Source organism: Aeromonas sp. A04 (assembly GCF_047780465.1).
GTDB classification, from domain to species: domain Bacteria; phylum Pseudomonadota; class Gammaproteobacteria; order Enterobacterales; family Aeromonadaceae; genus Aeromonas; species Aeromonas bestiarum.
This window is the reverse complement of record NZ_JBLNHP010000007.1, coordinates 141,633-167,791: the sequence shown is the minus strand read 5'-3', so window position 1 is coordinate 167,791 and position 26,159 is coordinate 141,633. Positions and strand designations below refer to the sequence as shown.

Below are 26,159 nucleotides of genomic sequence, written 5' to 3'. Positions count from 1 at the left end.
AGTCACCACTGCTGGCGAGTCGCCGCCAGCGCCTGAGTGGCAGATGAACTGGCTCAGTTCAACTCAGTGGGGTCTATGTCCAGACTCCAGCGCACCTTCTTGGTCTCGGGCCAGCCATCCAGCTCCTTGACCGCCCAATCCAGCAGTTGTGCCAGGGTTGCCCGGTTCGGCCCCTGCACCAGCAGCTGCATGCGGAATTTGCCCGCCTTGCGTTCCATGAAGCCGCTGATGGGCCCCAGCACCTGCACGTGGGGGTAACGGGCGCTGCGCAGTGTCTCGGCGAGGCGGGTGAGGAACAGCTGCACCTCGTCACGGCCAGTGGCCTCGGCCCGGAACAGCCCCTGATAGCTGAACGGCGGCAGCCCCAGCAGGCGGCGCTCCTTGAGCGCGGTATCCGCAAAATGGCCATAACCGTTCTGGGTCAGATCCTGCAGCAGGGCATGTTCCGGGTGGTGGCTCTGCAACACCACCAGCCCGGGCTTGCTGGCGCGCCCGGCGCGCCCCGCCACCTGGGTGTAGAGCTGGGCCAGCTTCTCGGCGGCGCGAAAATCGGCGCTGAACAGGGCGCCATCCACATCCAGCAGGCCCACTAGCGTCACATCCGGAAAGTGGTGACCCTTGGCCAGCATCTGGGTGCCGATCAGGATCTTGTACTTGCCCGCCTTGATGTCGCCGAGATGGGTCTCCAGCTCCCCCTTGCGGCGGGTGTTGTCTCTGTCGATGCGCACCACAGGGTATTGGGGGAAAACCGTGGTGAGCAGCTGTTCCAGCTGCTCGGTGCCGACTCCCGAGCCGATCAGTTCCTTGCTGCCGCACTCGGGGCAGCTGTGGGGCAGGGGGCGCACGCTGTCGCAGTGGTGGCAGTGCAGGCGACGCCCTGCCTGATGCCAGGTGTACCAGGCGTCGCAGCGCTCGCAGGCGGCGCTCCAGCCACACTGGTGGCAGATCAGCGAGGGGGCATAGCCGCGGCGGTTGAGAAACAGCATCACCTGGTTGCCGGCCACCAGGTGCTCCGCCATCAGCTGCTCCAGCTGGGGGGAGAGCCCGGCCTGCAGCCGCACGCTCTTGATGTCCAGGATCACCTGGCGGGCGGTCTGGGCGTTGCCGGCGCGCCGCGTCAGGCTGAGGTGGTGATACTTGCCGGTTCTGGCGTTGTGCAGCGTCTCCAGCGAGGGGGTGGCCGAGCCGAGCAGGATGGGAATGCCGGCGCGATGGGCCCGCATCACCGCCAGATCCCGGGCGTGGTAGCGAAAACCGTCCTGTTGCTTGAGGGAGCCGTCGTGCTCCTCATCTATGATGATGATGCCGAGGTTCTTGAACGGGGTGAACACCGCAGAGCGGGTGCCGATCAGGATGGCGGCGCCGCCGTCGCGGCAGGCGAGCCAGGCATCCAGCCGTTCCCGATCGTTCATGGCCGAGTTCATCGCCACCACGGGTACCTTGAAGCGGCGACGGAAGCGGTTGATGGTCTGGGGAGTGAGGCCGATTTCGGGCACCATCACCAGCGCCTGCTTGCCCGCCTTGAGCAGGGGCTCGAGTATGCTCAGGTACACCTCTGTCTTGCCTGACCCCGTGATGCCGTCCAGCAGGAAGGCGCCGAACTGGTTGCTCTGACTGGTGACGGCGGATACCGCCAGCGCCTGCTCGCCGTTGAGGCGCAGCCCCTCTCCCGCGTCAAAGTGCGTCGCCCAGTCGCCGTCGTGGCTCGGCTCCAGGATGCGCTTCTCCAGCAGCCCCTTCTTCTCCAGCGCCGTGAGTGCCGCGCTCTGGATCTCCTCCTGCTTGAGGGCGGACGGTGTCTGCGGCCCCTTGCGCAGCAGGGCGAGGGCCTGTTGCTGCTTGGCGGCCCGCTTGAGCTCGTTGAGATCGATCGCCATGCCCGCTTGCGTGGCAAACCAGAACTCCAGCTCCCGGTAGGCGGCGGGCTCCCCCTTGCGCACCAGCACCGGCAGGGCGTGAGGCAGCACCTCTCCCAGCGGATGCTGGTAGTAGCTGGCGCTCCAGGCCATCAGCGCCAGTATGTCCGGCCCCAGCACGGGGGCGCTGTCAAGCACTCGCTTGATGGGCTTGAGCTTGTTGCGGGGCACCTGGCTCTCGGTCGGATGCTCCACCACCAGCCCGACCAGGGTCTGGGGGCCGAAGGGGATCTCGACCCGACAGCCGGGCTCAGGCAGGGGCAAGGGAGAGAGATAGTCGAAGTGACGGCGTAACGGCACCGGCACAGCCACACGAACCAGATCCAGCGTTTGGGAAGAATTCACCAGGGATTGCCTATTTTTTCTGCGAAGCCACTTGCCTGATCTCAGGCATTTCCTATATTATTCGCAGCCTTTGAAACTGTGTTCAACAATCGTGTGGTGTCCGACAAGAGATCGGATGGCGACACGGCCTATTATCGAGGTTGTCCATGAAAGCTAATATCCATCCCGAGTACGTCGCCATCACCTGCAAATGCTCTTGCGGTAACGTCATCAATACCTTCTCTACCCTGGGTAAAGATCTGAACCTGGACGTGTGCTCTGCATGCCACCCGTTCTATACCGGCAAGCAGAAAGAAGTTTCTAGCGGCGGCCGCGTAGACAAGTTCAACAAGCGTTTCGGTGGTCTGACTGCCAAGAAGTAATTCTACTTCTGAAGAATTCTGAAAAAGGCGCCCATCGGGCGCCTTTTTTATTGCGCGGCGTTCTGTATTGAAGCGGTTTGCCCTATGGTGTTGGCTCACTCATGGGAGAAAAACAGATGCGCACATGTCTGGTGATGGGAGCGGCAGGATATATAGGGTCTTACCTGGTGCCCCACCTGCAAGGGCTGGGTTATCGGGTGATCGCCGGGGCTCGTCGTCCCTGCCGTCTGCCGCCGGGCGTGGAGTTTCGTCTCGCCGACAGCCTCAAGCCCATTACCCTGCTACCTGCGCTGGCGGGCATAGACACCGTCTTCTATCTGGTGCACGCCATGGGGGCCGGCGCCGATTTTCACCGGCTGGAGCAGCAGGGGGTGAAGAACTTCGCCGCCGCCGCCCGCGCCGCCGGGGTGCGTCGCATCATCTATCTGGGGGCCATCCAGCCCGAGCGCTGCAATAGCCGTCATCTCAACTCCCGCCGCCATTGTGGCGAGCTGTTTCGCGAGGCGGGTGTGCCGACGGTGGAGCTGCGCTCCGGCATCATCATAGGGCCGGGCTCGGCCGCCTTCGAGGTGATGCGGGATCTGGTGTTCAACCTGCCCATGATGGTCACGCCCAAGTGGGTGCGCTCCCGCACGCCACCCATAGCGCTCTCCAACCTGCTGCACTACCTCGGCGGGCTGGTAGAGGTCGAGGGGGTGGATGGCCGGGTGCTCAACGCCGTCGGCCCCGAGCTGCTCAGCTATCAGCAGCAGTTGCAGAAGTTCGCCGCCCATATAGGCAAGCGCTGTCCCATCATCCCCATCCCGTTTCTGAGCCCCCGTCTCTCCGCCTGGTGGCTGCAATTCGTCACGTCTGTGCCGCAACCCGTGGCCAAGGCGCTGGTGGGCGGCCTCAAGCACGACATCCCGGCCGATGACGGCCCGCTGCGGGCCCTGCTGCCGCAAACCCTGCTCAGCTTCGACGAGGCGCTCGGGGAGAGTCTGGCGCTGGAGCAGAAGCTGGGGGCCGAGCAGCAGGGGCAGGAGACGCCGCTGGGGCTGCGCTGGCGCCATCCCGAGTACGGCTTCTATGACCGCACCGCCAGCGGGGAGGCCATCTGTCTCGCCGCGCCCGAGGTGGTGTGGCAGGTGTTGCAGCAGCTGGGGGGCGAGCAGCGCTACTTCTATATGAACGAGCTGTGGGTGGTGCGCGAATGGATGGATCACCTGATCGGCGGCCCGGCCCGCACCCGAGGCCGCACCAACCCGGATCGCTTCGTGAAGGGGGACATGCTGGACTCCTGGCAGATCCTCGGGGTCGACGAGGGGCGCAGGCTGGATCTGCTGTTCAACATGAAGGCCCCCGGAGTGGGACGGCTGGAGTTCAACATACTGCCGGAGGAGTCCGGCCTGACCCGCATCAAGGTGACGGCCCACTGGCATCCTCAGGGTGCCTGGGGACTGGCCTACTGGCTCGCCATGCTGCCGTTTCATCTCTTCATCTTCCAGGGGATGACGGAGGCCATCGCCAGGCAGGCGGAGGCGAAAGCGGGCATCCCTGTGATGGGGTGAAACCATATCTATAACTAAATAGGTATTGGTGGTTGGCATGACATGCTAATTACTGGCTTGTCAGTGGCGGCGAGGCGATACTTTCCTCTGTGAAAGCCCGATGGTTTTCTTTATGATCCCCAGCCCTCGCCCGCTGGCGAGCCAATGCACCACTCCATTCACTTCCGTATCGGGGTCCCCCATGTCCGATCTGCGTCACGATCTTCGTCAACAAGCACTCGATTACCATGCCCAGCCCATACCGGGCAAAATTACCATCGCCCTCACCAAGCCCGCCGAGACAGCCCACGATCTGGCGCTGGCCTACAGCCCGGGTGTGGCCGAGCCGGTGCGCGAGATCGCCGCCAATCCCGATGATGCCTACCGCTACACCGGCAAGGGCAACTTGGTGGCCGTCATCTCCAACGGTACCGCCATCCTGGGGCTGGGTAATCTGGGCCCGCTGGCGTCCAAGCCGGTGATGGAGGGCAAGGCCCTGCTGTTCAAGTGCTTCGCCGGCATAGACGCCATCGACATAGAGGTGAAGCACGAGACCAGCCAGCAGTTCATCGACACAGTGGCGGCCATCGCCGACACCTTCGGTGGCATCAACCTGGAAGACATCAAGGCGCCCGAGTGCTTCGAGATAGAGCAGGCGCTGATCGCCCGCTGCGACATCCCGGTATTCCACGATGACCAGCACGGTACCGCCATCGTCACCGCCGCCGGTCTGCTCAATGCGCTGGAAGTGCAGGGCAAGCGCATCGAACAGAGCCGCATCGTCTGCATGGGGGCCGGGGCTGCCGCCACCGCCTGCATGGACCTGCTGATAAAGTGCGGCGCCGCGCCACACAACATCTTCATGCTCGATCGCCAGGGGGTGATCCACACAGGCCGCACCGATCTCAACCAGTACAAGCAGCGCTTCGCCAACGACACGCCGCTGCGCACCCTGATGGATGCCATTGAAGGGGCGGATGTGTTTGTCGGCGTCTCCGGTCCGGACGTGTTGCCTCCGGAGGCTGTGGCCCTGATGGCTCCGCGCCCGGTGATCTTTGCCTGCTCCAACCCGGACCCCGAGATCAAGCCGGCGCTGGCCCACGCGGTGCGGGGCGATCTCATCATGGGCACGGGCCGCTCGGATTATCCGAACCAGATCAACAACGTGCTCTGTTTCCCCTTCATCTTCCGCGGCGCGCTGGACGCCCGCGCCAGCCGCATCAACGATGCCATGAAGATAGCCGCGGTGGAGGCGATCCGTGGTCTGGTGAAGGAGCCGGTGCCGGCCGAGGTGCTGACCGCCGCCGGGGTGAGCGCGCTTTCCTTCGGCAAGGATTACGTCATTCCCAAGCCGATGGATGCCCGCCTGCTGCCACGGGTGGCCCGCGCCGTGGCGCTGGCGGCGGTAGCTTCCGGCGTGGCGCGCATCGCGCTGCCGGCAGATTACATGCTGGAATAAACTGGCGGTGCCATACCGACCACGACAGAAGGGGCCCCTGGGGGCCCCTTTTCATTACGGGAAGCTTGATACGTCTTTATTTGGTCTTGGGAGCGACCTTGACGGCCGGTGCCTTGGCATGAGTCGCCTTGTGGTGCTTTTTCACCACCTTGGTCTGGGTCGCCTGGGGAGCGGCGGCCTTGGTGGGGGTGGCTGCCATGGTGAAGCCGGAGGTCAGGGCGAAGACAGCGGCCAGGCTTAGGGGGATCAGCTTGTTCATATTCCAGTTCCTCATTCGGGTTGATGACATGGAGCGTTTCTCCATGACTTCATCCTAGGGCCGTTCCGCTGGCGGTTCAGTGAGTGGCTGGTGACGGTTTGTATCCAAATGTACGGGCAGCTTCAGGCAGAAGCGGGCGCCGCTGCTGCTCGGCAGCAACTGCACCTCGCCACCGTGGTGGCGGGCTATGCTGCGCACTATGGCGAGGCCGAGGCCGGCGCCGCCGGTACGGCGATCCCGGCTCTGATCCAGCCGCACGAAGGGCTCGAAGATCTGGGGCGCCAGCGCCGGATCTATGCCGGGGCCGTCGTCGGCCACCTCCAGCAGATAGTGATCCCGCTGCTGGCTCATGGCGAGGGTCACCCGGCTGGTGGCGTGGCGCAGGGCATTGCCGATGAGGTTCTCCAGCGCCCGGTCCAGCAATCGGGTATCGCCGCGCCAGGGCAGGGGATTGGCGGGGTGACTGAATTCGAGCCGGGTTTGTGGCCGCAGCGCCTGCCAGTCCGGGAGACGGCTGCCGGCCCAGCCGGCCAGCTCCAGCTCGCTGCATTGCAGCGGCAGCTCGGGACGATCCAGTCTGGCGTAGGTGAGCATCTCCTCGATGAGGGCGTCCAGTGCCCCCAGATCGCGATCCAGCCCCTGTTGTTCCTCTGCCGATGGCTGCGGGTCCAGCATGGCGAGCCGGTAGCGCAACCGCACCAGGGGGGTGCGCAGCTCGTGGGCGATGGCATCGGTCAGCTGCTTGCGACTGGCCAGCATGGCTTGCAATTGCTCCGTCATCTGATCGAAGGTGCGTCCCACCCGGCCCAGGCTGCTGCCGGCGGGCAGGCCAGTGCGGCTGGAGAGATCCCCGTCGCCGACCCGGCGGGCCGTCTGTTCGAGCCGCTGCAGGCCGCGCCAGTGCGGGCGCAGCCAGAGCAGGATCGGCAGACCCAGCGAGAGACCTATGGCCAGCAACAGCCCCACATCGACCCAGTGCAGCTCGTGCAGGTAGGAGAGGTAGGGGACGGGGCCGACGATCAGCACCTGATCCGTCTCCGGGATGCGCTGCAGGAAGGTGTCATCCTCCTCGACTATGACTATGTTGCCCGCCTCGAGAAAGGCCTGATCCTCCTTGGCCAGCGGCTGGTTGGCGAGGGCGCCTATCTGCAGCGGCAGGGTAAGCTGGCGGCTCTGCTCCGCCATGCGTGCGGGCCAGTGTTCCGGCGGCAGGCGGGCCAGTTCGCCGGTGAGCAGGCCGAGGGAGCCTTGCATCATCCGCTCCAGATAGCGGTCACCCGCCCGCTCGGCACTGACCTGATAGACGATGCCGACCAGCAGTATGGCCAGGGTGAAACAGCCGATCAGCAGCAGGTAGAACTGGATAAACAGGCGGCGCATGGGATCTTTCCTCTTTCCTGGATTGCGTCCGGGCGTTGCGTCTTTGCCCCCTCATCCCCCGCATGGAGAGAAGGGAGCATCAACCTCATTCCCAGGCGTGGGGCACCAGCAGATACCCCTTCTGGCGCACCGTCTTGATGCGGGTCGGGTTGTTGCTGTCATCTCCCAGCTTGCGGCGCAGGCGGGAGATGGCCACATCCATGCTGCGGTCCTGGCCATCGTAGTCGCGGCCACGCAGGCTGCGAAACAGCGCCTCCCGTCCCAGGATCTGGCCCGCATGGCAGGCCAGCTCCCACAAGAGGTCAAAATCGGCGGTGGAGAGGGGGATGCTGTCGCCATCGAGGCGCACATCCCGACCCGGCCCGTCGATCTGCAGGCGGCCGAACTGCAGGCGCTGGGGCGGCGTACTGGCCACGGCTGCTTGCGGTGCCTGTCCCTGCTGGCGGAACTGGACCCGCAACCTGGCCAGCAGCACGGGGGGCGGCGTTGTCTTGAGGATGTAGTCGTTGGCACCCAGCTCCAGGCTGAGGATCTGGTTCATGTCGCTGTCGAGTGAGGTGAGCATGACGATGGGGCCCTTGAAGCGCGGACGCAGATCCCGGCACAGGGAGAGGCCGTCCTGCCCCGGCAGCATGATGTCGAGCAGCACCAGGTCGGGCTGCTCGGCCAGGGCCCTGGCCAGCGCCAGGTCGCCTCTGGGTTCCAGCAGCACCTCCATGTCGTGGCGGGCAAGCCAGCTGCTGATGAGTTGGCCTATTTCGGGATCATCTTCAACAAAAAGAATGCGTTGCATTGTGGCATGACACCCAGGCTGTGGCGCGGATGCGCGTGCCGCCAGCATAACGGCTCCCGGCCCGGCATGCACTGGGATAAATAATCAAACAGGGCCCGCGGGCCCTGTCGTCATTCTGGTTGTGGAGACGGCTCGAATTCAGCCTGCTTGACGTCTCAAATAACCCCACCGGTTTCCATGTGATGGGCCCGGGGAGCTGGCCGGATTAGCCAGCCTTGCGCTTGAGATAGACCCCGGCTTCCATGTGATGGACCGGGGAGCTGGTCGGATTAGCCAGCCTTGCGCTTGAGATAGACGCCGGCTTCCATATGGTGGGTCCAGGGGAACTGATCGAACAGGGCGAAGCGGGCGATCTCGTGGGTTTCGCCCAGTACGGCCATGTTGGCCTGCAGTGTCTCTGGGTTGCAGGAGATGTAGAGGATGTTGTCGTACTCCTGTACCAGCCGGACTGTGGCGTCGTCGAGACCGGCGCGGGGCGGGTCGACGAAGATGGTGTTGCACTGGTAGGCGCCCAGATCGACCCCCTTGAGGCGGTTGAACTCCCGCTCGCCGCGCATCGCCATGGTGAACTCCTCGGCTGACATGCGCAGTATGATCAGGTTGTCGACGCCGTTGGCGGCGATGTTGAACTGGGCTGAGTCCACGCTCGGCTTGGCGATCTCGGTGGCCAGCACCTTGCGGAAATTCTGGGCCAGGGCGATGGAGAAGTTGCCGTTGCCGCAGTAGAGCTCCAGCAGGTCACCCTCGCTGCCTTTGGTCACGTCCAGCGCCCAGCCCAGCATCTGCTCGTTGATGGCGGCGTTGGGCTGGGTGAAGCTGTTCTCCACCTGCTTGTAGAGCAGCTCGCGGCCCTGGACCGTCAGCCGCTCGATGACGAACTCCTCCCCCAGGCAGATCTTCTGCTTGTGGGCGCGGCCAATCAGTTGCAGCTCGAACCCCTGGGCCCGCAGGTCGGCCTGCAGTGCCTCGGCGGCTTGCTGCCACTCGCTTTCGAGCTTGCGATGGTAGAGCAGGCTGACACAGATCTGGCCGGACTGGGTAGAGAGGTAGTCTATCTGGAACAGCTTGCGACGCAGCACCGGGTGCGGGCGCAGCCCCTCCAGCAGCACCGGCATCAGCTGGTTGATGAGGCGGCTGGCGGTGGGGAACTGGTCGACCCGGATGATCTCCTTGGTGGCCGGCGCATACATGCAGTGGAACAGGTCATCCCCTTCATGCCAGATGCGGAACTCGGCGCGCATCCGGTAGTGTTCGGCGGGGGAGGCGTGCACTTCCAGCGCAGGCAGGGTGAAGTCGGCGAACAGCCCGTTGAGGCGCTCGCGCTTCGCGTCGAGCTGGGCCTGGTAGTCGGCGGGAGTCCGCAGGGCCTGGGAGTCGGCGCCAGCTTGCTGGATTTGGGTCATGATATACCTCACATGCACACCGGCAGGGCCGGGTCGAAATCGGGGGAAGGCAACGGGCCACCCAAAGGGTGTGGATTTTAAAAGGCCGTTGCAGATTGTCCAGTATTTTGTGGTCAAGAAGTGTTCAGTCAGGCCGATACCTGATCTACAGGCATGGTGGGAGGACACATTATGCAAATCGACGGCGTGGGCTCAGCCCAATCCAAGGGAGTGGGTGTTTCGCCCAAGGCACCCCAACAGGCACAAGAGAAGCAGATCAGCAACGCAGAGGAAGTCTCTCTGCACAAGCCGCCCAAGTGGGCTCAGGTGCTGGTGCAGCAGGCGTTGCAGTTTGCGCTGGAGATAAACGGTCAGGGTTATCAGGCACCCAAGGCACAGGAACCCGAGGAGATAACCCCGGAGACCCTGTTCGACTTCCAGTCGGTAGCCGACAACGTGCTGCAGTTCGTCACCGGACGGCTGGGCGCCGCCCGTGCGGACGGCAAGTCCGACGACGACCTGACCGGCATGATGGAGCAGGCCCGCAAGGGGGTGGACAAGGGCTTCGGCGACGCCAGGAAGCAGCTGGGCAAGTGGGCCACCGATAACGAAGACATCAAGACCGGTATCGATCAGAGCTACAAGCTGATCCAGAAGGGGCTCGACGAGTTCGAGAAGGAGTTCTTCGGCAAGATCTCCTCCACCGACATGGGGCAGGCCGAGATGGCCAGTCGCCAGCAGGGCTCGCTGGAGATCCAGACCAAGGATGGCGACAAGGTGGTGCTGCGCTTCAATGACAGCTGGCAGACCAAGTCCCAGAAAGATGACAGCGGCAGCCAGTTCAGCCTCAAGTCGAGCCAGAGCTTCAGCTTCTCGCTGGAGGGGGATCTCAGCAGCGAGGAGATGGACTCCATCGGCAAGCTGGTCAAGGGGATCGACGATCTGGCGGGGAATTTCTTCTCCGGCAACTTCGAGGATCTGCTGAAGAAGGCGGGCGACCTGCAACTGGATGACAGCCAGCTCGCCTCCTACTCCCTCAAGCTCAAGCAGAGCGTCAAGCTGAGCCAGACCTACCAGGGAGCCCACTCGCTGCAGGATCTCCTCAAGCCGCTGGCGGACTATCTGCCCAAGCTCGATCAGGTGCAGCAACAGGCGGATGTCCTGCTGCCGGAATCGCAGCAGCAGGCGCTGACCCCTGCGGTGTTGGCGGCCCGCGGCCAGAGCGAACCGGCTCAGGTCAACAGCTTCACCAGCTTCAATCAGCGGATGCTGGAGGCGCTGCGAATGATAGGCCAGTTCCAGCCTGCGACCGAGCCTGCCAGCAAGAGCGTCTGAGTAGGCATCGCCCGGCTCAAGCCATAAGCTGCCGTTTGCCAGCTCCCCCGGGGGCTGGCAAACTGGCTCTTTTCCCAATCCGGCTACCTTATGAACCCCAAGAAGCCCAGAGACAAGCGCGAGCTCTGCTACCCCTTCATCTTCGAAACCCAGTTCCAGTGTGATTACGAGATCGCCACCGATGAGCTTTGCTGTCAGGTGGGGGCCGTACTCGCCCAGTTGCCAGTGGCAGAGGGAACCCGGGAGGTGGTGGCCGATCTGGGGGCCTTGCAGCGGCTCATCTACAACCTCAACGGTTCGGTACGGGGCAAGCTGGGTATTTTTGAAGAGGATCTGGCGTGGTTGAAAACGCGGTATGACCACTACAACGAGGCGAGCCGCGGCCGGGTCACGGGTTTTGTCTTGCCCCAGGGGCCCCAGCCCATTCCCACCCTGCATCTGTGCCGCTGCGGCAGCAAGAAGGTGGTGCGGCTGCTGGTGCGCCTCGAGGAGAGCGGGGTGCGCTTCGATCCCATCCTCTATCGCTTCGCCAACCTGCTTGCCAACTTCTTCTTCGTGCTGACCGTCTACCTCAAGCAGTTGTGGCAGGTGGAAGAGGTGCCCTACGTCAGCATCAATTACTGACCAAGTGGCTGAAAATACTTTTATTTTTCTGAAAGATAAAAGACGATCCAGCCATGCCGTTGCAATATGAATGGCGCCGATAGCGGAGCGGGGGAAGTCATGACGACGATTCATCTCAGTGGCAGTGCATTCTTGATGCCGGGCAACCTGGCCTGGCGGTCGCTGGCTGCCCATGGCGAGGTGCAGGTCGCACCACATGGGCAGTGGCTGCAAACCCTGATGACTCCAGCCGAAGAGAGCGCAGCCCAGACTCACATCATCATCTGGTTGTGGGAAGATCTGGTGCCGGCACGGACGCTGATCGGGTGGAGCGGTTTGGCAGAAGAGGCGCAGCAGCTGGCCGTGGCCGCCTTCATCGCATCACTCTGCCAGCCCCTGCAACAGCGTCTGCAGCGTCGGCCGCAGGACCATCTGCTGGTCGGGGTCTGCAGCCGTTCCCCTGCCTCCGTATTTGGCGCGGCGCCCTCCGCGCTTGCCTGTCTGGCCGGTGAATTTGAGGGTCAGCTTGCCCATTTGCGGCAGTTGCATCCCGGCTTGGATGACCTGCACCTGCCGCTCTGGTTGCAACAGCAGGGTCGCCACTACTGTTTCGACAACCGCAATCACTACCTGATGTCCTGCCCCTTCTCCATGGCCGGGTTGGCCTGTCTGGCGCAGTGGATTGCCCCCTTGCTGCAGCGGCTGCACAGGCCAGCTCACAAGGTGCTGGTGCTCGATTGCGACAATACCCTCTGGGGTGGCGTGGTCGGTGAAGATGGCGTGGGGGGCGTCCTGCTGGGGCAGGATGGGGTGGGGCGTCTCTATCAGGCTTTCCAGCAGGCCGCCTGCTACTGGCACGGGCAGGGCGTCATATTGGCGCTCTGTTCCAAGAATCTGGCCGACGATGTGTGGCGGCTGTTCGATCAGCACCAGGGCATGGTGCTTGAGCGCCGGCACATAGCCGCGGCCGAGATTGGCTGGGAGCCCAAGTCCGCCGGCCTGCGGCGCCTGGCTGCGCGGCTCAATGTGGGGCTGGACAGCCTGGTGTTCTGGGATGACAGCGAGCTGGAGCGTGCCGAGGTGCGTGCCAATTGCCCCGAGGTTACCGTCATCACGCCCCCTGCCGAGCTTTGGGGCTGGCCTGATGCATTGATGACGCTCGCCGAGCTGCAGAGCCGCCACCAGAGCCATGATGACAGCTTGCGCCAGGGCTCCTATCTGGCACAGGCAGAGGCGAATGCGGTGCGCCAGCAACTGGGCGACGAACACGCCTTCTTGCAACAGTTGGGGCTACGAGCGAGCTGGCAACCGCTCACCCAGAGCAATCAGCTGCGGGCCGAGCAGCTGAGCCAGAAGACCAACCAGTTCAATCTCTCCGCCCGGCGTTATCAGGCGGGGGAACTGGCACAGCTTGCCAGTACGCAGGGCGAGGTCTGGCTGGCATCACTGCAAGACAAGTTTGCCGATCACGGCATGACGGCCCTGTTGGTGGTGCGCCCACTCGATGACGGAAAGGCGCTGCTGGATACCCTGGCCATCAGCTGTCGGGTGCTGGGGCGAGGTTTCGAATACTGGCTGCTCGCGCAACTGGCTGCCCGACTGATGGCAAAAGGCGTTGACCAACTGGTGATAAGCCTGGTGCCCACGGATCGCAACCAGCCGGCGCGGGATTTTCTGGCGACCCTGCCGACCCGGCCGATAACCACTCCAGCGGGATTGACGCCGCTGGTGGACGAGATGTTCCTCTGCCTGGATCTCCCCTCTCTTTCTCTCCCGTTTCTGGAGTTTTATGCCAATGAATGATCTCATCGCGCTGGTACGCCAGCAATTTCCACAGGCCAGCATCAACGAGCAGGCCGCCCTCGGTCTCGGCAGTTTTCCCGAGTGGGACTCCCTGGGGCACTTCAATCTGCTGCTGCTCATCGAACAGCACTTTGCCGTGCGGTTCGAGCCGCAGGAGCTGGCCGAGCTGAAGAGCCTGGCCGATATCCGACAGGCTCTGCTGCGCAAAGGGGTTGCCGAGTGAAACAGGCCATCGAACAGGCGCTGAGCGAGCTGGGGATCCCCAAGGGGAGTGCCCTTATGGTGCACTCGGACGCCATGGTCGTGGCCCAGTTTCCCGGTATGGGCAATGCCCAGGGGATAGCCGCCTTCTGGATGCACCTGGAGCAGTGGCTGGCGGGTGATCTGCTGGTGCCAACCTTCACCTACAGTCCCATGGCGGGCGAGTGCTTCGACCCGGCCCTCACCCCGAGCAAGGTGGGGCTGATGACGGAGGTGTTCAGGCAGCGTGACGGCGTGACCCGCACGCGGGATCCCATCTTCAGCGTGGCGATCAGCGGCCCCCACGGGGCCGAGCTGGCGGCTCGGGAGTGTCACGACTGCTTCGGTCAGGAGAGCCCGTTTGGCTGGCTGGCGGAGCAGGATGGCTGGTTGCTGGGATTGGGCTGTTACCCTGTTCGAGTAACGTTCGCCCATTATCTCGAGCAGCAGTTGGGCGTAAAATATAGATATTTCAAGGAATTTGAAGGAGATATCGTCATTGGCTCATCAATTGAACGATGGTCTGGCCGATATTTTGTCCGCGACTTGGCAATAAGAAGCGACATTGATTTGACCCGTTTGGTCACTCTGTTGGAGACGCGGGGCCAGTGGCATCAGACGCTGTGTGGCCGGATGCCAGTCTGGGCTATGTCATGTAAAGACTTCATGGCTGCAGCCAGTGACCTGCTGGCCCATGATGCCTATGCATTAATAACTGCTGGCAAGTAATACTCACTTGGTTATTTCAAGGGGTGTCTGGGAAACCAGAAATCCTTCAGTCTGGAAAATTATGACAGCATCATGTTTTGAGTTACCAGAAGACTGGCACAATAGCCCGCTTGTTGGGACGTGTATCTATCGATTGATGGAGATGTTGTACCCCCTCAACCGCAGCCTGACCGGTGATGGCGTGCGCCAGACTCTGGCCCTGATTCGCCAGCACTGTCTGCCTGATCTGCAGATCCGGGAGGTGGCCAGCGGCACCGAATGTTTCGACTGGACTGTGCCCGATGAGTGGAACGTACAGCAGGCCTACATAGTGGGGCCAGACGGTCGCAAGGTGGTGGATTTCAAGGATCACAACCTGCATCTGGTGGGCTATTCGGAGCCGGTGCGCTGCACCCTCTCGCTGGCCGAACTGCAGCCCCATCTGCACTCCCTGCCCGACATGCCGGATGCCATTCCCTATGTCACCTCCTATTACAAGCGTCGCTGGGGCTTCTGCCTGCCACACAAGGTGCGCGAGGCGCTGCCGGAGGGGGATTATGAGGTGGTGATCGATGCCAGCCTGGCGCCCGGCTCGCTCACCTATGGCGACTGGGTGCTGCCGGGAGAGAGCGAGCAGGAGATACTGCTGTCCAGCTACACCTGCCACCCCTCCATGGCCAACAACGAGCTGTCAGGCCCCTGTGTCGGTGTCTTCCTGATGGCCTGGCTCGCCTCCCTGCCAAAGCGCCGTTACAGCTATCGATTGATGCTGGTGCCCGAAACCCTGGGGGCCATCGTCTATCTCTCCCGCCATCTGGCTCACCTCAAGCGGCACACCCTGGCCGGCTTCAATCTGACCTGCCTGGGAGATGAGCGCAGCTACTCCTTCCTGCCCTCACGCCAGGGCAACAGTCTGGCCGATCGCATCGGCCGTCATGTACTTGGCCACCTGGCGCCGGGTTACAAGGCTTACAGCTTCCTGGAGCGAGGCTCCAACGAGCGTCAGCTGTGCGCCCCCGGCATAGATCTGCCGGTCACTACCCTGATGCGCAGCAAATATGGCTGCTATGCCGAATACCACACCTCGCTGGATGATCTCTCGCTGGTGACCCCGGCTGGTCTGGCGGGCGGCTTCCTGGCGTTGCGCCGGGCCATCGAGTGTCTGGAGCTGGACGAGCGCTGCGAGGTCACAGTGCTGGGCGAGCCCCAGCTGGGCAAGCGGGGCCTCTATCCGGATCTGTCGACCCGCTATTCGGGTTGGCAGGTGAGGGAGATGATGAATCTGCTGGCCTACAGCGATGGCCAGCTGACCCTTTTCGAGATCGCCGAGACCATAAAGGTGCCTTTCTGGCGGGTGGCCCCACTGGCCAGCATGCTGCTGGAAGCCGGGCTGCTGCGTCGCCTCAGCCAGCGACCGGATTACTCTATCACCAGATAGGCCGGCCCCGGGTTGTGCGGGGTGCGGCGGATGGCGTAGCGATCCAGTCCCAGCACCTCCTTGAGGGCCAGGGTCTCCCCCGGAAAGGCGGGCCAGTTCAGCTCATCGAATGCCAGCACGGATCCCTTGGTCAGATGTGGCTTGATGAGCTCGAGGCAGCGGCGGGTCGGTTCGTAGAGGTCAAAGTCAAAATAGGCCAGCGCTATCATGGTCTCCGGCTGACGGGCCAGATAGGCGGGCAGCGTCTCGGTCACATCCCCCTTCACCAGCTCGTGCTTGACGATGTGACCCAGCGGACTCTCGGCCTCATGGGCGGCGAGCAGCTGCGCCAGGTGCTGTTCATAGTCGGGGGTGACGCCATAGGCGCCCGGCTGGATGGCCGCATCGGATCCATCCTGCGGAGCGTGGGAGGGAAAGCCGCTAAAGGTGTCGAATCCCACCAGCTTGCGATTGTAGTTGTAGGGCTCGTACATGCCGCGAAACGAGGAGAAGAGCGCCAGGTTCTGACCCCAGCGGGTACCGAAATCCATGATGACGCCGTGTACCGGAATGATCTTCTGGTAGAGCTCGTGCATGAACAGGATGCGGGAGAGCGACTGGCGCTTGAGGTAGAGGCCCAGATTGTTCTGCAGCTCGGCCGGGGGCAGCGGGCTGGCGCGCAATAGCTCGCTGAACGTCTGGCGACGAGACAGCTCCTCGTCTGAGGCATTGGAAATAGCCTTTATCATGAAACGTCTCCTGCTGTGGTGGGGGCGGAAGGGGTCGTCAGGGTATGTACCAGCTCATACTCGAGGTAATCGGCCAGCCCGAGCCAGTCTTGTCGCTCCTGGCTGCGGAGCAGGGCGGCTATCAACTCGGGGGGCAGGCTGCCCCGTGCGGTGAGGGCCTCCTGCAGCAAACCGGGCAGGGTCTGGCTCGCGGCAAGCGACTGCCCCAGCCTGAATTGGTGTGCCAGCGCCCTGATGCGGGTTGTCAGGCTATCACTCATGACAGGTACTCCGGGTGGTAGCTGCAGCCCGCGATCTCGGCCCCTTCCCGGCTGCTGTTCCAGAAATGCACCTCGGGATGGCGCGCTATGTATCGCTCAAGTTCGGTGCGATAGGCGGAGAAGTTAGGGTTGGTCTTGACCCGGCGCCCGTGCCCGTCGAGGGCCCAGCTGAGCGCCTGACTGGCAGTGGGGCCGAGCGCTCCATCCGCCCATCCTGAGTGGGTGAGCTCGCCGGGGAAGGCAAAATCCGTCCCCAGCAGTATGACCTGCTGGCAGCCCATCTGTACGGCAAGATCCACGGCGGGATGAATGACGCTGCCGCCCGAGTGCAGGGTTCCCTTGGGGATCTCCTGCCTCAGTGTCTGGTACATGGGACTGCGGGAATAGGCTGCCTTGCGCGGCCCCTGCCAGGCCAGCAGAGCTGCCGTCGGGACTGTGGGGTAGTAGACCAGGGTGGTCTGGGCCGATTGGTCGGCCGGCAACCGGCTGCCGTGGATGGCGTCATCTATGGTGACCACTATGTCTGGCCGGATGCCGTGGCGCAGCAAAAAAGCGAGCGCTGTGTCGACGCTGATCAGCAGATAGTCCTGACGCCGGGTCTGCAACTGGGCCTGCAAGGTGGCCAGATTGGTTTGCAGGGTCGGGCCGCTGGCGACGATCAGGGCATGTTTGCCTCGCGCCAGCCCGAACAGGCTGGCCACGTCGCCATCGCTTGCCAGCAGTGGCCGGTTCTCGGCCAGCCGGCGGGTCACCGCCGGATGCTCGGCATCGAACCTGGCGCTGGCAAACGGCAGCTCTATCTCGCTCACCAGCCTGTCCCGGATGCGGGCGGCGGCGTCTTCCACCAGCAGCAACTCGGGCGGCAGGGCGAAGAAGGGCAGACGGATCTCGCTCTCGTCCCCCGCCATCATCAGTTCGACCCTGGGGTCTGCCAGCCAGTCCTGCTGGTCCAGCAGCCGCAGCACCAGCGCAAACAGGGCGCCATTCATGATCTTCACTTCCAGCCGCTTGAGGCCGCTGCGGCCCAGCAGGGCGCGCGGCAGATCGCCGAGCCCGGTACCGTAGAGGTGCAGCACGGCCACCTCGGGCAGGCTGGCAGCCTGCAGCTCGGCCTCTTGCACCCTGTCATGACGACTGGTGAGCTGGATGCCGTCGATGCTGAGGGTCGAGCCCAGTCCTTCGGTCAGCTCGGCCTGGATGCTCTCCACGTCCTGCGCCAGCAGGCGGGGCCAGAGGGCTGGCCAGCGCAGGCTGATAAGCCTGCCGTGCTGGGCGAACAGTTCATCACTCATCTTTGTCTATCCACTCCCAGCTCAGCGGCTGATTGGCTGTCATGTCGTGGCTGACCCGCTTGCCGATGAGTCGATCGTAATCGGCGGGAGGCAGGCCGAGGGCGGGGCGCACCGACTTGATGTGGGCGGCGGTGAGCGCCTCTCCGGCCGCAATATCTTTGACCAGATAGAGGGAGCGGCGAAAGGCGCGGTTGCCCTGCTCGCTCTGGGTGAGCCGGTAGTCGGCCACCCCGAGCGCCGCATGGGCGGTGTTGACCGAGGCAATGAGCTCGGTGAGCTCGGCCGGCTCCATGGAGAAGGCGCAATCCGGTCCGCCGTCGGCGCGGGCCAGGGTGAAGTGCTTCTCGATGAGGGTCGCCCCGAGCGCTGTGGCGGCGATGGCGGTCGCCGCACCCAGGGTGTGATCGGAGAGCCCGACCTCGACACCAAAGCGCTGGCGCAGCATGGGGATGGTGCGCAGGTTGTATTCGGCCGCCGGCGCCGGATAGCCGCTGACGCAGTGCAGCAGCGCCAGCTGGCCGCTGCCGTGCTTGAGCGCCATCTCGACGGCGGCGGCGATCTCGGCCTCGTTCGCCATGCCGGTGGACATGATGAGCGGCTTGCCGGTCTGGGCGGCGTAGCGGATCAGGGGCAGGTCCACCAGCTCGAAGGAGGCAATCTTGTAGGCCGGGCAGTCGAGGGATTCCAGCAGATCCACGGCGCTGAAATCGAACGGGCTGCTGAACACCGTCAACCCCAGCTCGCGTCCCTTGGCAAACAGGGCCTGATGCCACTCCCACGGCGTGTGCGCCCACTCGTAGAGGTCGTACAGGCTGTGACCATCCCACAGGCCGCCGTGGATCTGGAACTCGGGCCTGTCGCTTTTGAGGGTGATGGTATCGGGTCTGTAGGTCTGCAGTTTGACCGCACTGGCTCCGGCCGCCTTGGCGGCGGTCATGATGGCCAGCGCGCGTTCCAGGTTGCCGTTGTGGTTGGCCGAGAGCTCGGCGATCACGTAGGGCGCCTGCGCCGGGCCTATGGATTGATGGGCGATCTGCATCTGTGGTCAGGCTCCTGTGTCAAGTTGCCAGCCTTGCGGCGCCGGCTGCCAGGGGGCAGGGGGCGCTATCTGCGGTGGCTCGGCAAGATAGAGGGGAAATTGGGAGAAAATGCTTTGCAAGCGATGTGCCAGCTCTTGCCACTCCGCTGGTTGAAGTGGCCGGGCGGCTTGCCATGTCAGCTGCTGACCGCTCAGAGTCAGGGTGAGCAGTGGCTGGTCATCGCAAAGGAGGTGCCACCGCGGGCCATCGGGCTGCAGCCGGTTACCGGCTTGAGGCAACAGCCAGGCGGCGAGGCGATCCAGCCCCAGGCCATCTACCTGTTGCTGGCCGCGCTGGCGATAGTCATCGGCCTGTCGCTCCAGCCGCTGCAGGGCCTGCAGGAGCCGCGCCGGCTCGGCCAGCTCGCTCAGTGTCAGCCGCTCGGCCAGCTGGAAGCGGGCTATCACTTGATCGTTGAACTGCTGGTTGTCGACTATGGGCACCGCCAGGGTCGGCAGGCCGAGGCAGGCTCGCTCCCAGGTCATGCCGCCGGCGGCGCCGATGGCGAAGTCGTGCTGATTCATCAACTGCGCCATCTGATCGCTCTGGCGCAGCAGCACGATCTTGAGCTCGGACAGCTCGGCCACCCTCTGCTCCAGCTCGGGCCAGAAGGGGTTGGCACCGCCTGCCACCAGGGTCCAGCGGATGGTTCGCGCCCAGGGCAAGCGGGCCAGACTGTTGAGGGTAGTGAGGCAGGCACCGGCCGGGTCGGCGCCGCCGAAGCAGATGAGCCCTCGCTGCCACTGGCTGGTTTGTTGACGTGCCAGCTGGCGATAGGCGGGCCTCAGCAGGGCATAGTCGGTGCCAAGCAATAGTCGGCAATCGGCCGGGATCAGCGGTTGGTAATCGGCGGCTGTGCGCAGTGGTCCCTGATCCAGCAGCAACTGGCAGTGGTGCGGGCGATCGGCCAGATCGTCGATCACCAGCAAGCGGCCACAGTGGATCGCCAGTTTTTGTTCGACCATGTGGTCAATTTGGTAGTGATCGAACACCAGCCAATCGGGCCGCAAGCCAGGCAGCGGGCCGGCGTCGTCCAGCGCGCTCAGGGAATGATGGTGATGGGGCTGCAGCAGCGGCAGCAGATGTGCGGGCAAGTCGTGGCAGAGAAAGTGGCACTCGGCCCCCGCCGCCCGCAGCCGATCGGCGATGGCCAGGCAGCGCATCAGGTGGCCCAGCCCTATTTCGGCGCCGGCATCGAGCCGGAAGGCGACGTTAAACGCCATCCTGGCTCAGCACCCGATAGAGCAGTTCGGCCAGGTGCCAGTCTTCCGGCGTATCTATGTCGACTACCCTGTGCCTCGGTAGAATATGGCCGATCCCTTCCCCGCCCACTGGGCTGATACCCCCCAGCCAGGCCGCGCGGTTGCCCCAGTAGAACTGGCCGGCATCCTGGTAGGCGGGCTCCAGATCCTGGGATCGTTTCGCCATCTGCTCCGGCCAGAAGGGGCTGACTCTGCCCTGTGCGTCCATGCGCACCGCCCGCTGGATGGGGAAGCCGAATTCGGCCACCGTGTAGACGAAGGGCGCCTGGCTGGCGAGCAGGCGGTCGTGGGCGGCGCTCAGATCGCTGGCCTGAATGAGAGGCACAGTGGCATAGATGCAGCAGTAGTATTCCGCCTGCATGCCGAGATCGTCGAGTCGCCGGATGGCATCGATCACCACCGGGGTGGTGCCGGTATGATCATCGGCCAGGCTGGCGGGGCGCAGGAAGGGCACTTCGGCGCCGAGTTGGCGGGCAACGTCGGCGACCTCCTCATCATCGGTGGAGACCACAATTCGGCTGAAGCAGCCTGCCGCTCTGGCCGCCTGAATGGCGTAGGCGAGCATGGGCTGGCCGCAGAAGGGGCGGATATTCTTGCGGGGAATGCGCTTGCTGCCGCCCCGGGCCGGAATGATGGCGATGGCCATGGTGCTCTCTCCCTGAGGGACGGGATCTGGCATCCCCGTCCGGATAATTGCTGACAACTCTTTGATTATTTTTGAGATTATACCGAGTTTTCATCTTATATTATTGAGCTTTGCTACGGAATCGCCCTGCTATGGTCGATAACATGGGCAAGTGATGGGAAGTGGGTGGTATTGAGCATGAGTTATGGTGTCGAGCTGCGCCCGGTTCAGCCGTGGGACTTGCCCACTCTGAGGCGCTGGCGCAATCAGGATGAGGTACGGCTGCAGATGGTCGAACAGGCGCTCATCTCCCCCCGCCAGCAACGGCAGTGGTTTGCCAGCAGCCGTGAGCGGCCGGATCAGCAGCACTGGGTGCTCTGGTGTCGGGGTCAGCGGGCAGGCTACGTCAATCTGAAGGGGGAAGCGCGCCAGCCGTTGCAAGGTCAGTCGGTGGCCGATGCGGGCCTCTATCTGGGCACCTCCAGCGTGCGCCATCCCATGCTGGCCGTTGCCGCCGCCCTGTCCCAGCTCGATCAGGGTTTCGATACCTTCGAGCTCGGCTGCATCCGTACCCTGGTGCGCGCGGGCAACTGCGCCGCCCTGCGCCTGAACGAGCAGCTGGGTTATCGCCAACATGGGCAGGAGGGCGACTTTCTCGCCCTTGAACTGCAACCCGCCGATTATTATGCCGCCCGTGAACGGCTACGGAGATTTTTCAGATGATTACAGCGTTGGAACAGGTTTTCGCCGATGCCCTCGGCATAGACGTCGGCACCGTCAGTGACGGACTGGCTTACAACAGCATTCCCCAGTGGGACTCCGTCGCCCACATGGGCCTGATCGCCCAGCTGGAGGATTGCTACGGCGTCCTGCTCGATACCGATGACATCATCGACATGAGCTCGGTCGCCAAGGCGCGGGAGATCCTCGCCAAATACGGGGTCGCCCTCTGATGCAGGGGCTGCTGCAGGGCAAGCGGGCGCTGATCACGGGTGCCGGGCGTGGCATTGGTCTCGCCATTGCCCGCCAGTTCGCCGCGCAGGGGGCCGAGCTCTGGCTGGGGGGCCGCGATGAAGCCGCCATGAGCCAGCTGGCGACCGCCCTCGGCGCCGAGTTCGGCATCCCCTGCCAGCCGCTCTGTTTCGACGTGGCCGAGCCGCAGGCGGTCAAGCAGGCCTTTCAGCAGCTGTTTGCCCAGACCCGTCAGCTGGATGTGCTGGTCAACAATGCCGGGATACTGGAAGAGGGGCTGCTCGGCATGGTCAATCAGGCCCAGCTGGAGCAGACCTTCAGCCACAACACCTTCAGCGTTGTCTATTGCAGCCAGTATGCCGCCCGCCTGATGCAACGCAGCGGTGGCGGCAGCATCATCAATCTCGCCTCCCTGATGGGGCGGGTGGGCGCCGCCGGGCTCAGCAGCTATGCCGGCAGCAAGGCGGCGGTGATCGGCATCACCCAGTCGCTGGCCAAGGAGCTGGCCGCCAGCCAGATCCGGGTCAATGCCATAGCCCCCGGCTTCATCAATACCGAGATGGCGCGTGCCATCCCGGACCAGAAGTTCGCCGAGCGTCTCGCCAGCATCGCCATGGGGCGGATCGGCACGCCGGACGAGGTGGCCAGGGTGGCGCTGTTCCTCGCCTCCGACCTGTCGAGTTACGTGACCGGTCAGGTCATAGGCGTGGATGGAGGCATGTTGGTCTGATGAAGCAACGCCATCCTCTACTCACCCATCTGCATGAGGATAACCCGGCGCCGGCCTGGCGGGATCCGCTGGATGGCTGGCTCTCCTACGGCGAGCTGGCACGGCGGGTGATGCAAGTGGCAGCGACTTACCCGAGTGAGCGCAGCCTCGTCTATCTGCCCTTCTTCACCCGTACCTCCCATCTGCTGCATTATCTGGCCGCCCTCAGGCTGGGACATGCGGTGATGCTGGCGGACCCTGCTCTCTCTTCGTGTCAGCACGATGCCAGCTGCCAGCAGTTCGCCGTGACCTGCCGGGTAAATGAAGCAGGGGAGTTGATCCGTCTCAGGGATACCAGCCCACTGCTGCACTCCGAGCTGGCGGTGTTGCTGCCGACCTCGGGCAGCACCGGCAGTGCCAAGTGGGTGCGCCTCTCGGGCCGCAATCTGGCGGCCAACGCTGCCTCCATCGCCGACTATCTGGCGCTGACGACGGCCGAGCGAGCCATCACCAGCCTGCCGCTGTTCTACTCCTATGGCCTCTCGGTGCTCAACAGCCATCTGCTGGTGGGTGCCTCTCTGGTGCAGAACGAGGGGAGCGTGCTGGAGCGCGACTTCTGGCAGCTGGTCGAGCAGCACGGCGTGAGCAGTTTTGCCGGGGTGCCCTTTACCTATCAGATGCTGGCCCGGCTGCGCTTTGACTGGGCCCGGTATCCCTCCCTGCAGACCCTGACCCAGGCGGGGGGGCGACTCGAACCCGTGCTGGCACAGCAGTTTGCCGAACAGGCGCTGCGGCTGGGGCGCCGTTTCTTCGTCATGTATGGCCAGACAGAGGCGACGGCGCGCATGGCCTGGCTGGCGGCGCACGAGGTGGTCACCCATCCGGATGCCATCGGCCGCGCCATTCCCGGCGGCCACTTCTCCCTGCGCGAGCTGGAGGGGGGCAAGCCCGGGGAGGGGGAACTGGTCTATCGCGGCGACAACGTCATGCTGGGCTATGCCACTACCGTCGAGGATCTGGTGCAGGGCGCCCTGCTGCAGGAGCTGGCCACCGGCGATCTGGCTCGCAGTGACGAGGCGGGCCGCTACTACATCTGCGGCCGTCTCAGTCGTTTTCTCAAGCTGTTCGGCAAACGGATCAGCCTGGCAGAGGTCGAGAGCCAGCTCCATCGCTGGGGCTGGTCGGGGGCCTGCGGCGGGCGTGATGACAGCCTGCTGGTGGTCGTCGAACCCCATGACGAACTGACGGCCGACGGCTTGCAGCGTGAGCTGGCGCAGTGGTTGCAGGCACCGCCACGGGCGGTGCGGGTGATACAGGTGGCACAGCTGCCGCGCACCGCCAACCACAAGATTGACTATGCCGCCCTGACCAGACTGGCGGAGGAGGCGTGATGGAAAGCTTGCTCGCCGCCCCCATCTTCGACCTGCCCCAGGACGCCAAACAGGCACTGTTGCTGGCGCGGCTCAATGCCCTGACCCGTCACCATGTCGAGCACTGCCCCCCTTATGCCAATGTGCTGCATGCCTTCGGCTGGACGGCAGAGGCTGCCGATTATGGCGCTCTGCCCTATCTGGCGGCCCGGCTGTTCAAGCTGGCCCAGTGGCAGAGCGTGCCCGAGGCTGAGGTGTTCAAGGTGCTCACCTCGTCGGGCACCACGGGGGCGCCGTCACGGATAGTGCTGGACCGGGAGACCGCGGCTTTGCAGAGCAAGGTGCTGGTGAAGATACTGCAGGAGTTTGTCGGCAAGCAGCGGCTGCCCATGCTGCTGGTGGAGCGGCCCGCCCTCATCCAGAACCGCAGCGGCTTTTCGGCGCGTGGCGCTGGCGCCCTGGGGCTCTCCTTCCTCGGCCGGGACCACACCTATGCCCTCGACGAGCAGATGCGGCCCAACTGGCCGGTGATAGAGGCGTTTTGCGACAAATACGCCGGTCAGCCTGTGCTGCTGTTCGGCTTTACCTTCATGGTCTGGCAATACCTGCTGGAGCCCCTGCGCGAGCGCGGACTGCAGCTGCCCTTTGAGCAGGGCATTTTGTTTCACAGCGGCGGCTGGAAGAAGCTGCAGCATCTGGCGGTGGACAATCCCGCCTTCAAGGCGCGTTGCCGCGATCTGCTGGGGCTGGGCCGGGTACACAACTTCTACGGCATGGTAGAGCAGGTGGGCTCCATCTTCGTCGAGTGCGAGCAGGGTCACCTGCATGCCCCCGTGTTTGCCGATCTGCAGGTGCGGGATCCGCTCACCCATCAGCCGCTCGGGGTAGGTCAGCCCGGTTTGTTGCAGGTGATCTCCGTCATTCCCGGCAGTTATCCAGGCCACAGCCTGCTGACCGAGGATCTCGGCGTGCTGCTGGGAGAGGATGACTGCCCCTGCGGCCGCCATGGCCGTTATTTTCAGGTATCAGGACGCCAGCAAGGCGCCGAGGTGAGGGGATGCAGCGACACCTTCCAGTGACGCCGCCTGCGGCGGCAGAGGGGCTTTGGTTGACGGGGCCCGACGTCAGCTTCGTGGCACCGGCTGCCAGCTGGCAGACGTTTTGCCCGCAGCCGCTGCCCTGTTTTGCCCCCCTCATCTGCGACTTCGTGGCGGCCCTGTCGACCCGACTGCAGCAGGAGGGGCGGCGTCATCCCGATCTGGCCGCGTTCGGTTTCTGGCTGCGGCCGCGCCAGCTGGCCAGAGAGCGGCAACGGCTGCAGGGGCGGGGGCCGGTGGGCATCGCTTTTCACCTGGTGCCCTCCAACGTACCGACAGTGGCCTTCTACTCCTGGCTGATGGCCCTGCTGATGGGCAACCCCTGCGTGGTGCGGCTGTCGTCGCGCCGCGATCCGGTACAGGATGCCATGCTGGCCATACTGAACGACCTCTTCAGCCAGGTCGAGTGGCAGGGGATCGCCACCCGCACCCGCTTCATTCGCTATGGCCATGACGAAGGCACCACCGGCTGGTTGTCGGCCCGCTGCCGACTGCGCATCATCTGGGGTGGTGACGAGACCATCCGCCAGGTGCGGGCCATTCCTCTCTCCCCAAGTGCGCAGGAAGTGGTATTTCCGGATCGCCGCTCCATGGCGGTGCTCGACAGCCACTGGCTGGCCGGGCTGGATGCAGTGGGCTGGCAACAGACCCTGGGTGCCCTGCAACAGGATTGCACCCGTTTCAATCAGCAGGCCTGTGCCTCGCCGACCACCCTCTGCTGGCTGGGCGAACCCGACGAAGCGTTGCGCCGCCGTCTGCTGGAGGCCCTGTTTGCGCCCTTTGCCGACGATCCCGCTCTGGTGATGGAGCGGCTCATTCACAGTCAACAAAATGCCGCCCTGGACGGTGAGATGCAGCTGAGCACATTCCCGGGTGTCACCTTATTGACTCCAGCCGCCTCCCTGCGGCTCGCACACGTCGGAGGAGGTACAGTCGCCGAGTTTGTGGCCGATACCCTGAATGAGCTGCTGTTGCAGCCGTGGGATATGCAGACCTGTGTCTGGGTCGGTGCACACAAGGCGCAGCTTGAGGATGCCTTGCCGAATGCGCCCACCTGCCGCATAGACAGGGTGGTGGTGCCGGGACAGGCGCTGGCATTCGAGTGGCACTGGGATGGGATAGACATGCTGCACGTTTGCAGCCGTGGCCTCGTCCAGCATGAATAATCGGGTGTGGCTCACATAAATCCCGCAGCTTCAATGGATTAGCTTGG

At 64.0% G+C, this 26,159-nt stretch carries 26 protein-coding genes; 15 read left to right on the top strand and 11 right to left on the bottom strand.

The genetic code is table 11. The features are described 5' to 3' along the window. Nucleotides 1-53 precede the first annotated feature (53 nt). Entirely contained in the window at nt 54-2,261 is a 2,208-nt protein-coding gene (gene priA, locus ACM3N8_RS18575; protein ID WP_098981462.1) for a primosomal protein N', read from the bottom strand. A gap of 146 nt (nt 2,262-2,407) precedes the next feature. Here priA and rpmE point away from each other — a divergent pair, with 146 nt between their 5' ends. The 3 genes from rpmE to ACM3N8_RS18560 all read left to right on the top strand — a co-directional run bounded on the left by rpmE (nt 2,408) and on the right by ACM3N8_RS18560 (nt 5,611). Next, entirely contained in the window at nt 2,408-2,623 is a 216-nt protein-coding gene (rpmE, locus tag ACM3N8_RS18570) for a 50S ribosomal protein L31 (protein ID WP_033129027.1), read from the top strand. Between the two features lie 116 nt (nt 2,624-2,739). Further along, nucleotides 2,740-4,173, top strand: coding sequence for a DUF2867 domain-containing protein (locus ACM3N8_RS18565; RefSeq protein WP_098985002.1), 1,434 nt, complete (start codon nt 2,740-2,742; stop codon nt 4,171-4,173). A 181-nt stretch (nt 4,174-4,354) separates the two neighbouring features. Beyond that, a complete protein-coding gene (locus tag ACM3N8_RS18560) occupies nt 4,355-5,611 on the top strand; it encodes a malic enzyme-like NAD(P)-binding protein (protein WP_416016485.1) in 1,257 nt (418 codons plus the stop codon). A 76-nt stretch (nt 5,612-5,687) separates the two neighbouring features. Here the strand turns inward: ACM3N8_RS18560 and ACM3N8_RS18555 are convergent, their stop codons facing one another. The 4 genes from ACM3N8_RS18555 to trmA form a co-directional block, all read right to left on the bottom strand. After that, nucleotides 5,688-5,870 (bottom strand): hypothetical protein, encoded by a 183-nt coding sequence (locus ACM3N8_RS18555; RefSeq protein ID WP_021138483.1) that lies wholly within the window; start codon nt 5,868-5,870, stop codon nt 5,688-5,690. A 54-nt stretch (nt 5,871-5,924) separates the two neighbouring features. Next, a complete protein-coding gene (gene rstB / locus ACM3N8_RS18550) occupies nt 5,925-7,250 on the bottom strand; it encodes a two-component system sensor histidine kinase RstB (RefSeq protein WP_416016484.1) in 1,326 nt (441 codons plus the stop codon). Between the two features lie 85 nt (nt 7,251-7,335). Next, nucleotides 7,336-8,043, bottom strand: coding sequence for a two-component system response regulator RstA (gene rstA / locus ACM3N8_RS18545; RefSeq protein WP_172955244.1), 708 nt, complete (start codon nt 8,041-8,043; stop codon nt 7,336-7,338). Between the two features lie 269 nt (nt 8,044-8,312). Continuing rightward, the gene (gene trmA, locus ACM3N8_RS18540) at nt 8,313-9,446 is read right to left on the bottom strand and encodes a tRNA (uridine(54)-C5)-methyltransferase TrmA (protein ID WP_098981472.1); all 1,134 of its coding nucleotides are present in this window, start codon (nt 9,444-9,446) and stop codon (nt 8,313-8,315) included. Nucleotides 9,447-9,617: 171 nt separating this feature from the next. On the opposite strand from trmA, the gene ACM3N8_RS18535 reads away from it, so the two are divergent. The 6 genes from ACM3N8_RS18535 (at nt 9,618) to ACM3N8_RS18510 (ending at nt 15,552) form a co-directional block, all read left to right on the top strand. After that, nucleotides 9,618-10,760: a DUF5610 domain-containing protein gene (locus ACM3N8_RS18535; RefSeq protein ID WP_290018770.1), complete on the top strand. Its 1,143-nt coding sequence runs from the start codon at nt 9,618-9,620 to the stop codon at nt 10,758-10,760. A 90-nt stretch (nt 10,761-10,850) separates the two neighbouring features. After that, the gene (locus tag ACM3N8_RS18530; protein ID WP_098981476.1) at nt 10,851-11,384 is read left to right on the top strand and encodes an ATP--cob(I)alamin adenosyltransferase; all 534 of its coding nucleotides are present in this window, start codon (nt 10,851-10,853) and stop codon (nt 11,382-11,384) included. A 99-nt stretch (nt 11,385-11,483) separates the two neighbouring features. Next, a complete protein-coding gene (locus ACM3N8_RS18525; protein WP_290018768.1) occupies nt 11,484-13,166 on the top strand; it encodes an HAD-IIIC family phosphatase in 1,683 nt (560 codons plus the stop codon). Continuing rightward, nucleotides 13,159-13,389 carry an acyl carrier protein gene (locus ACM3N8_RS18520; protein WP_043142890.1) on the top strand — a complete coding sequence of 77 codons (231 nt, stop codon included), beginning with the start codon at nt 13,159-13,161 and terminating at the stop codon, nt 13,387-13,389. Before ACM3N8_RS18525 ends, ACM3N8_RS18520 begins: the two co-directional genes overlap by 8 nt. Then, nucleotides 13,386-14,135 (top strand): AAC(3) family N-acetyltransferase, encoded by a 750-nt coding sequence (locus ACM3N8_RS18515; RefSeq protein ID WP_290018767.1) that lies wholly within the window; start codon nt 13,386-13,388, stop codon nt 14,133-14,135. Before ACM3N8_RS18520 ends, ACM3N8_RS18515 begins: the two co-directional genes overlap by 4 nt. Nucleotides 14,136-14,196: 61 nt before the next feature. Then, complete coding sequence (locus tag ACM3N8_RS18510) at nt 14,197-15,552, top strand: DUF4910 domain-containing protein (protein WP_290018766.1); 1,356 nt, start codon at nt 14,197-14,199, stop codon at nt 15,550-15,552. Here the strand turns inward: ACM3N8_RS18510 and ACM3N8_RS18505 are convergent. The 6 genes from ACM3N8_RS18505 to pseF are packed head-to-tail and all read right to left on the bottom strand — an operon-like array spanning nt 15,534 to nt 20,819. Continuing rightward, complete coding sequence (locus tag ACM3N8_RS18505) at nt 15,534-16,280, bottom strand: class I SAM-dependent methyltransferase (protein ID WP_098981488.1); 747 nt, start codon at nt 16,278-16,280, stop codon at nt 15,534-15,536. The two genes, ACM3N8_RS18510 and ACM3N8_RS18505, sit on opposite strands and share 19 nt — an antisense overlap. Further along, complete coding sequence (locus tag ACM3N8_RS18500) at nt 16,277-16,540, bottom strand: hypothetical protein (protein WP_043142876.1); 264 nt, start codon at nt 16,538-16,540, stop codon at nt 16,277-16,279. The genes ACM3N8_RS18505 and ACM3N8_RS18500 overlap by 4 nt, the downstream gene beginning before the upstream one ends. After that, on the bottom strand, nt 16,537-17,832 hold the full coding sequence (locus tag ACM3N8_RS18495) for a motility associated factor glycosyltransferase family protein (protein WP_098981490.1): 1,296 nt from the start codon (nt 17,830-17,832) through the stop codon (nt 16,537-16,539). Before ACM3N8_RS18495 ends, ACM3N8_RS18500 begins: the two co-directional genes overlap by 4 nt. Continuing rightward, entirely contained in the window at nt 17,825-18,871 is a 1,047-nt protein-coding gene (gene pseI / locus ACM3N8_RS18490; protein ID WP_098981492.1) for a pseudaminic acid synthase, read from the bottom strand. Before pseI ends, ACM3N8_RS18495 begins: the two co-directional genes overlap by 8 nt. A gap of 6 nt (nt 18,872-18,877) precedes the next feature. After that, nucleotides 18,878-20,134, bottom strand: a complete 1,257-nt coding sequence (gene pseG / locus ACM3N8_RS18485) for a UDP-2,4-diacetamido-2,4,6-trideoxy-beta-L-altropyranose hydrolase (RefSeq protein ID WP_416016483.1) — start codon at nt 20,132-20,134, stop codon at nt 18,878-18,880. Then, on the bottom strand, nt 20,124-20,819 hold the full coding sequence (pseF, locus tag ACM3N8_RS18480; protein WP_416016482.1) for a pseudaminic acid cytidylyltransferase: 696 nt from the start codon (nt 20,817-20,819) through the stop codon (nt 20,124-20,126). The genes pseG and pseF overlap by 11 nt, the downstream gene beginning before the upstream one ends. Before the next feature lie 165 nt (nt 20,820-20,984). Here pseF and ACM3N8_RS18475 point away from each other — a divergent pair, with 165 nt between their 5' ends. From ACM3N8_RS18475 to ACM3N8_RS18450, 6 genes are read left to right on the top strand one after another with little or no spacing between them, the layout of a single operon-like run. After that, nucleotides 20,985-21,521 (top strand): GNAT family N-acetyltransferase, encoded by a 537-nt coding sequence (locus tag ACM3N8_RS18475; RefSeq protein ID WP_416016481.1) that lies wholly within the window; start codon nt 20,985-20,987, stop codon nt 21,519-21,521. Beyond that, a complete protein-coding gene (locus ACM3N8_RS18470) occupies nt 21,518-21,751 on the top strand; it encodes an acyl carrier protein (protein ID WP_416016480.1) in 234 nt (77 codons plus the stop codon). Before ACM3N8_RS18475 ends, ACM3N8_RS18470 begins: the two co-directional genes overlap by 4 nt. Continuing rightward, nucleotides 21,751-22,500, top strand: a complete 750-nt coding sequence (locus ACM3N8_RS18465) for an SDR family NAD(P)-dependent oxidoreductase (protein ID WP_416016479.1) — start codon at nt 21,751-21,753, stop codon at nt 22,498-22,500. The genes ACM3N8_RS18470 and ACM3N8_RS18465 overlap by 1 nt, the downstream gene beginning before the upstream one ends. Next, the gene (locus ACM3N8_RS18460; protein ID WP_416016478.1) at nt 22,500-23,870 is read left to right on the top strand and encodes an AMP-binding protein; all 1,371 of its coding nucleotides are present in this window, start codon (nt 22,500-22,502) and stop codon (nt 23,868-23,870) included. Before ACM3N8_RS18465 ends, ACM3N8_RS18460 begins: the two co-directional genes overlap by 1 nt. Beyond that, a complete protein-coding gene (locus ACM3N8_RS18455) occupies nt 23,870-24,928 on the top strand; it encodes an acyl-protein synthetase (RefSeq protein ID WP_416016477.1) in 1,059 nt (352 codons plus the stop codon). The genes ACM3N8_RS18460 and ACM3N8_RS18455 overlap by 1 nt, the downstream gene beginning before the upstream one ends. After that, on the top strand, nt 24,907-26,112 hold the full coding sequence (locus tag ACM3N8_RS18450) for an acyl-CoA reductase (protein WP_416016476.1): 1,206 nt from the start codon (nt 24,907-24,909) through the stop codon (nt 26,110-26,112). Before ACM3N8_RS18455 ends, ACM3N8_RS18450 begins: the two co-directional genes overlap by 22 nt. Nucleotides 26,113-26,159: the final 47 nt, after the last annotated feature.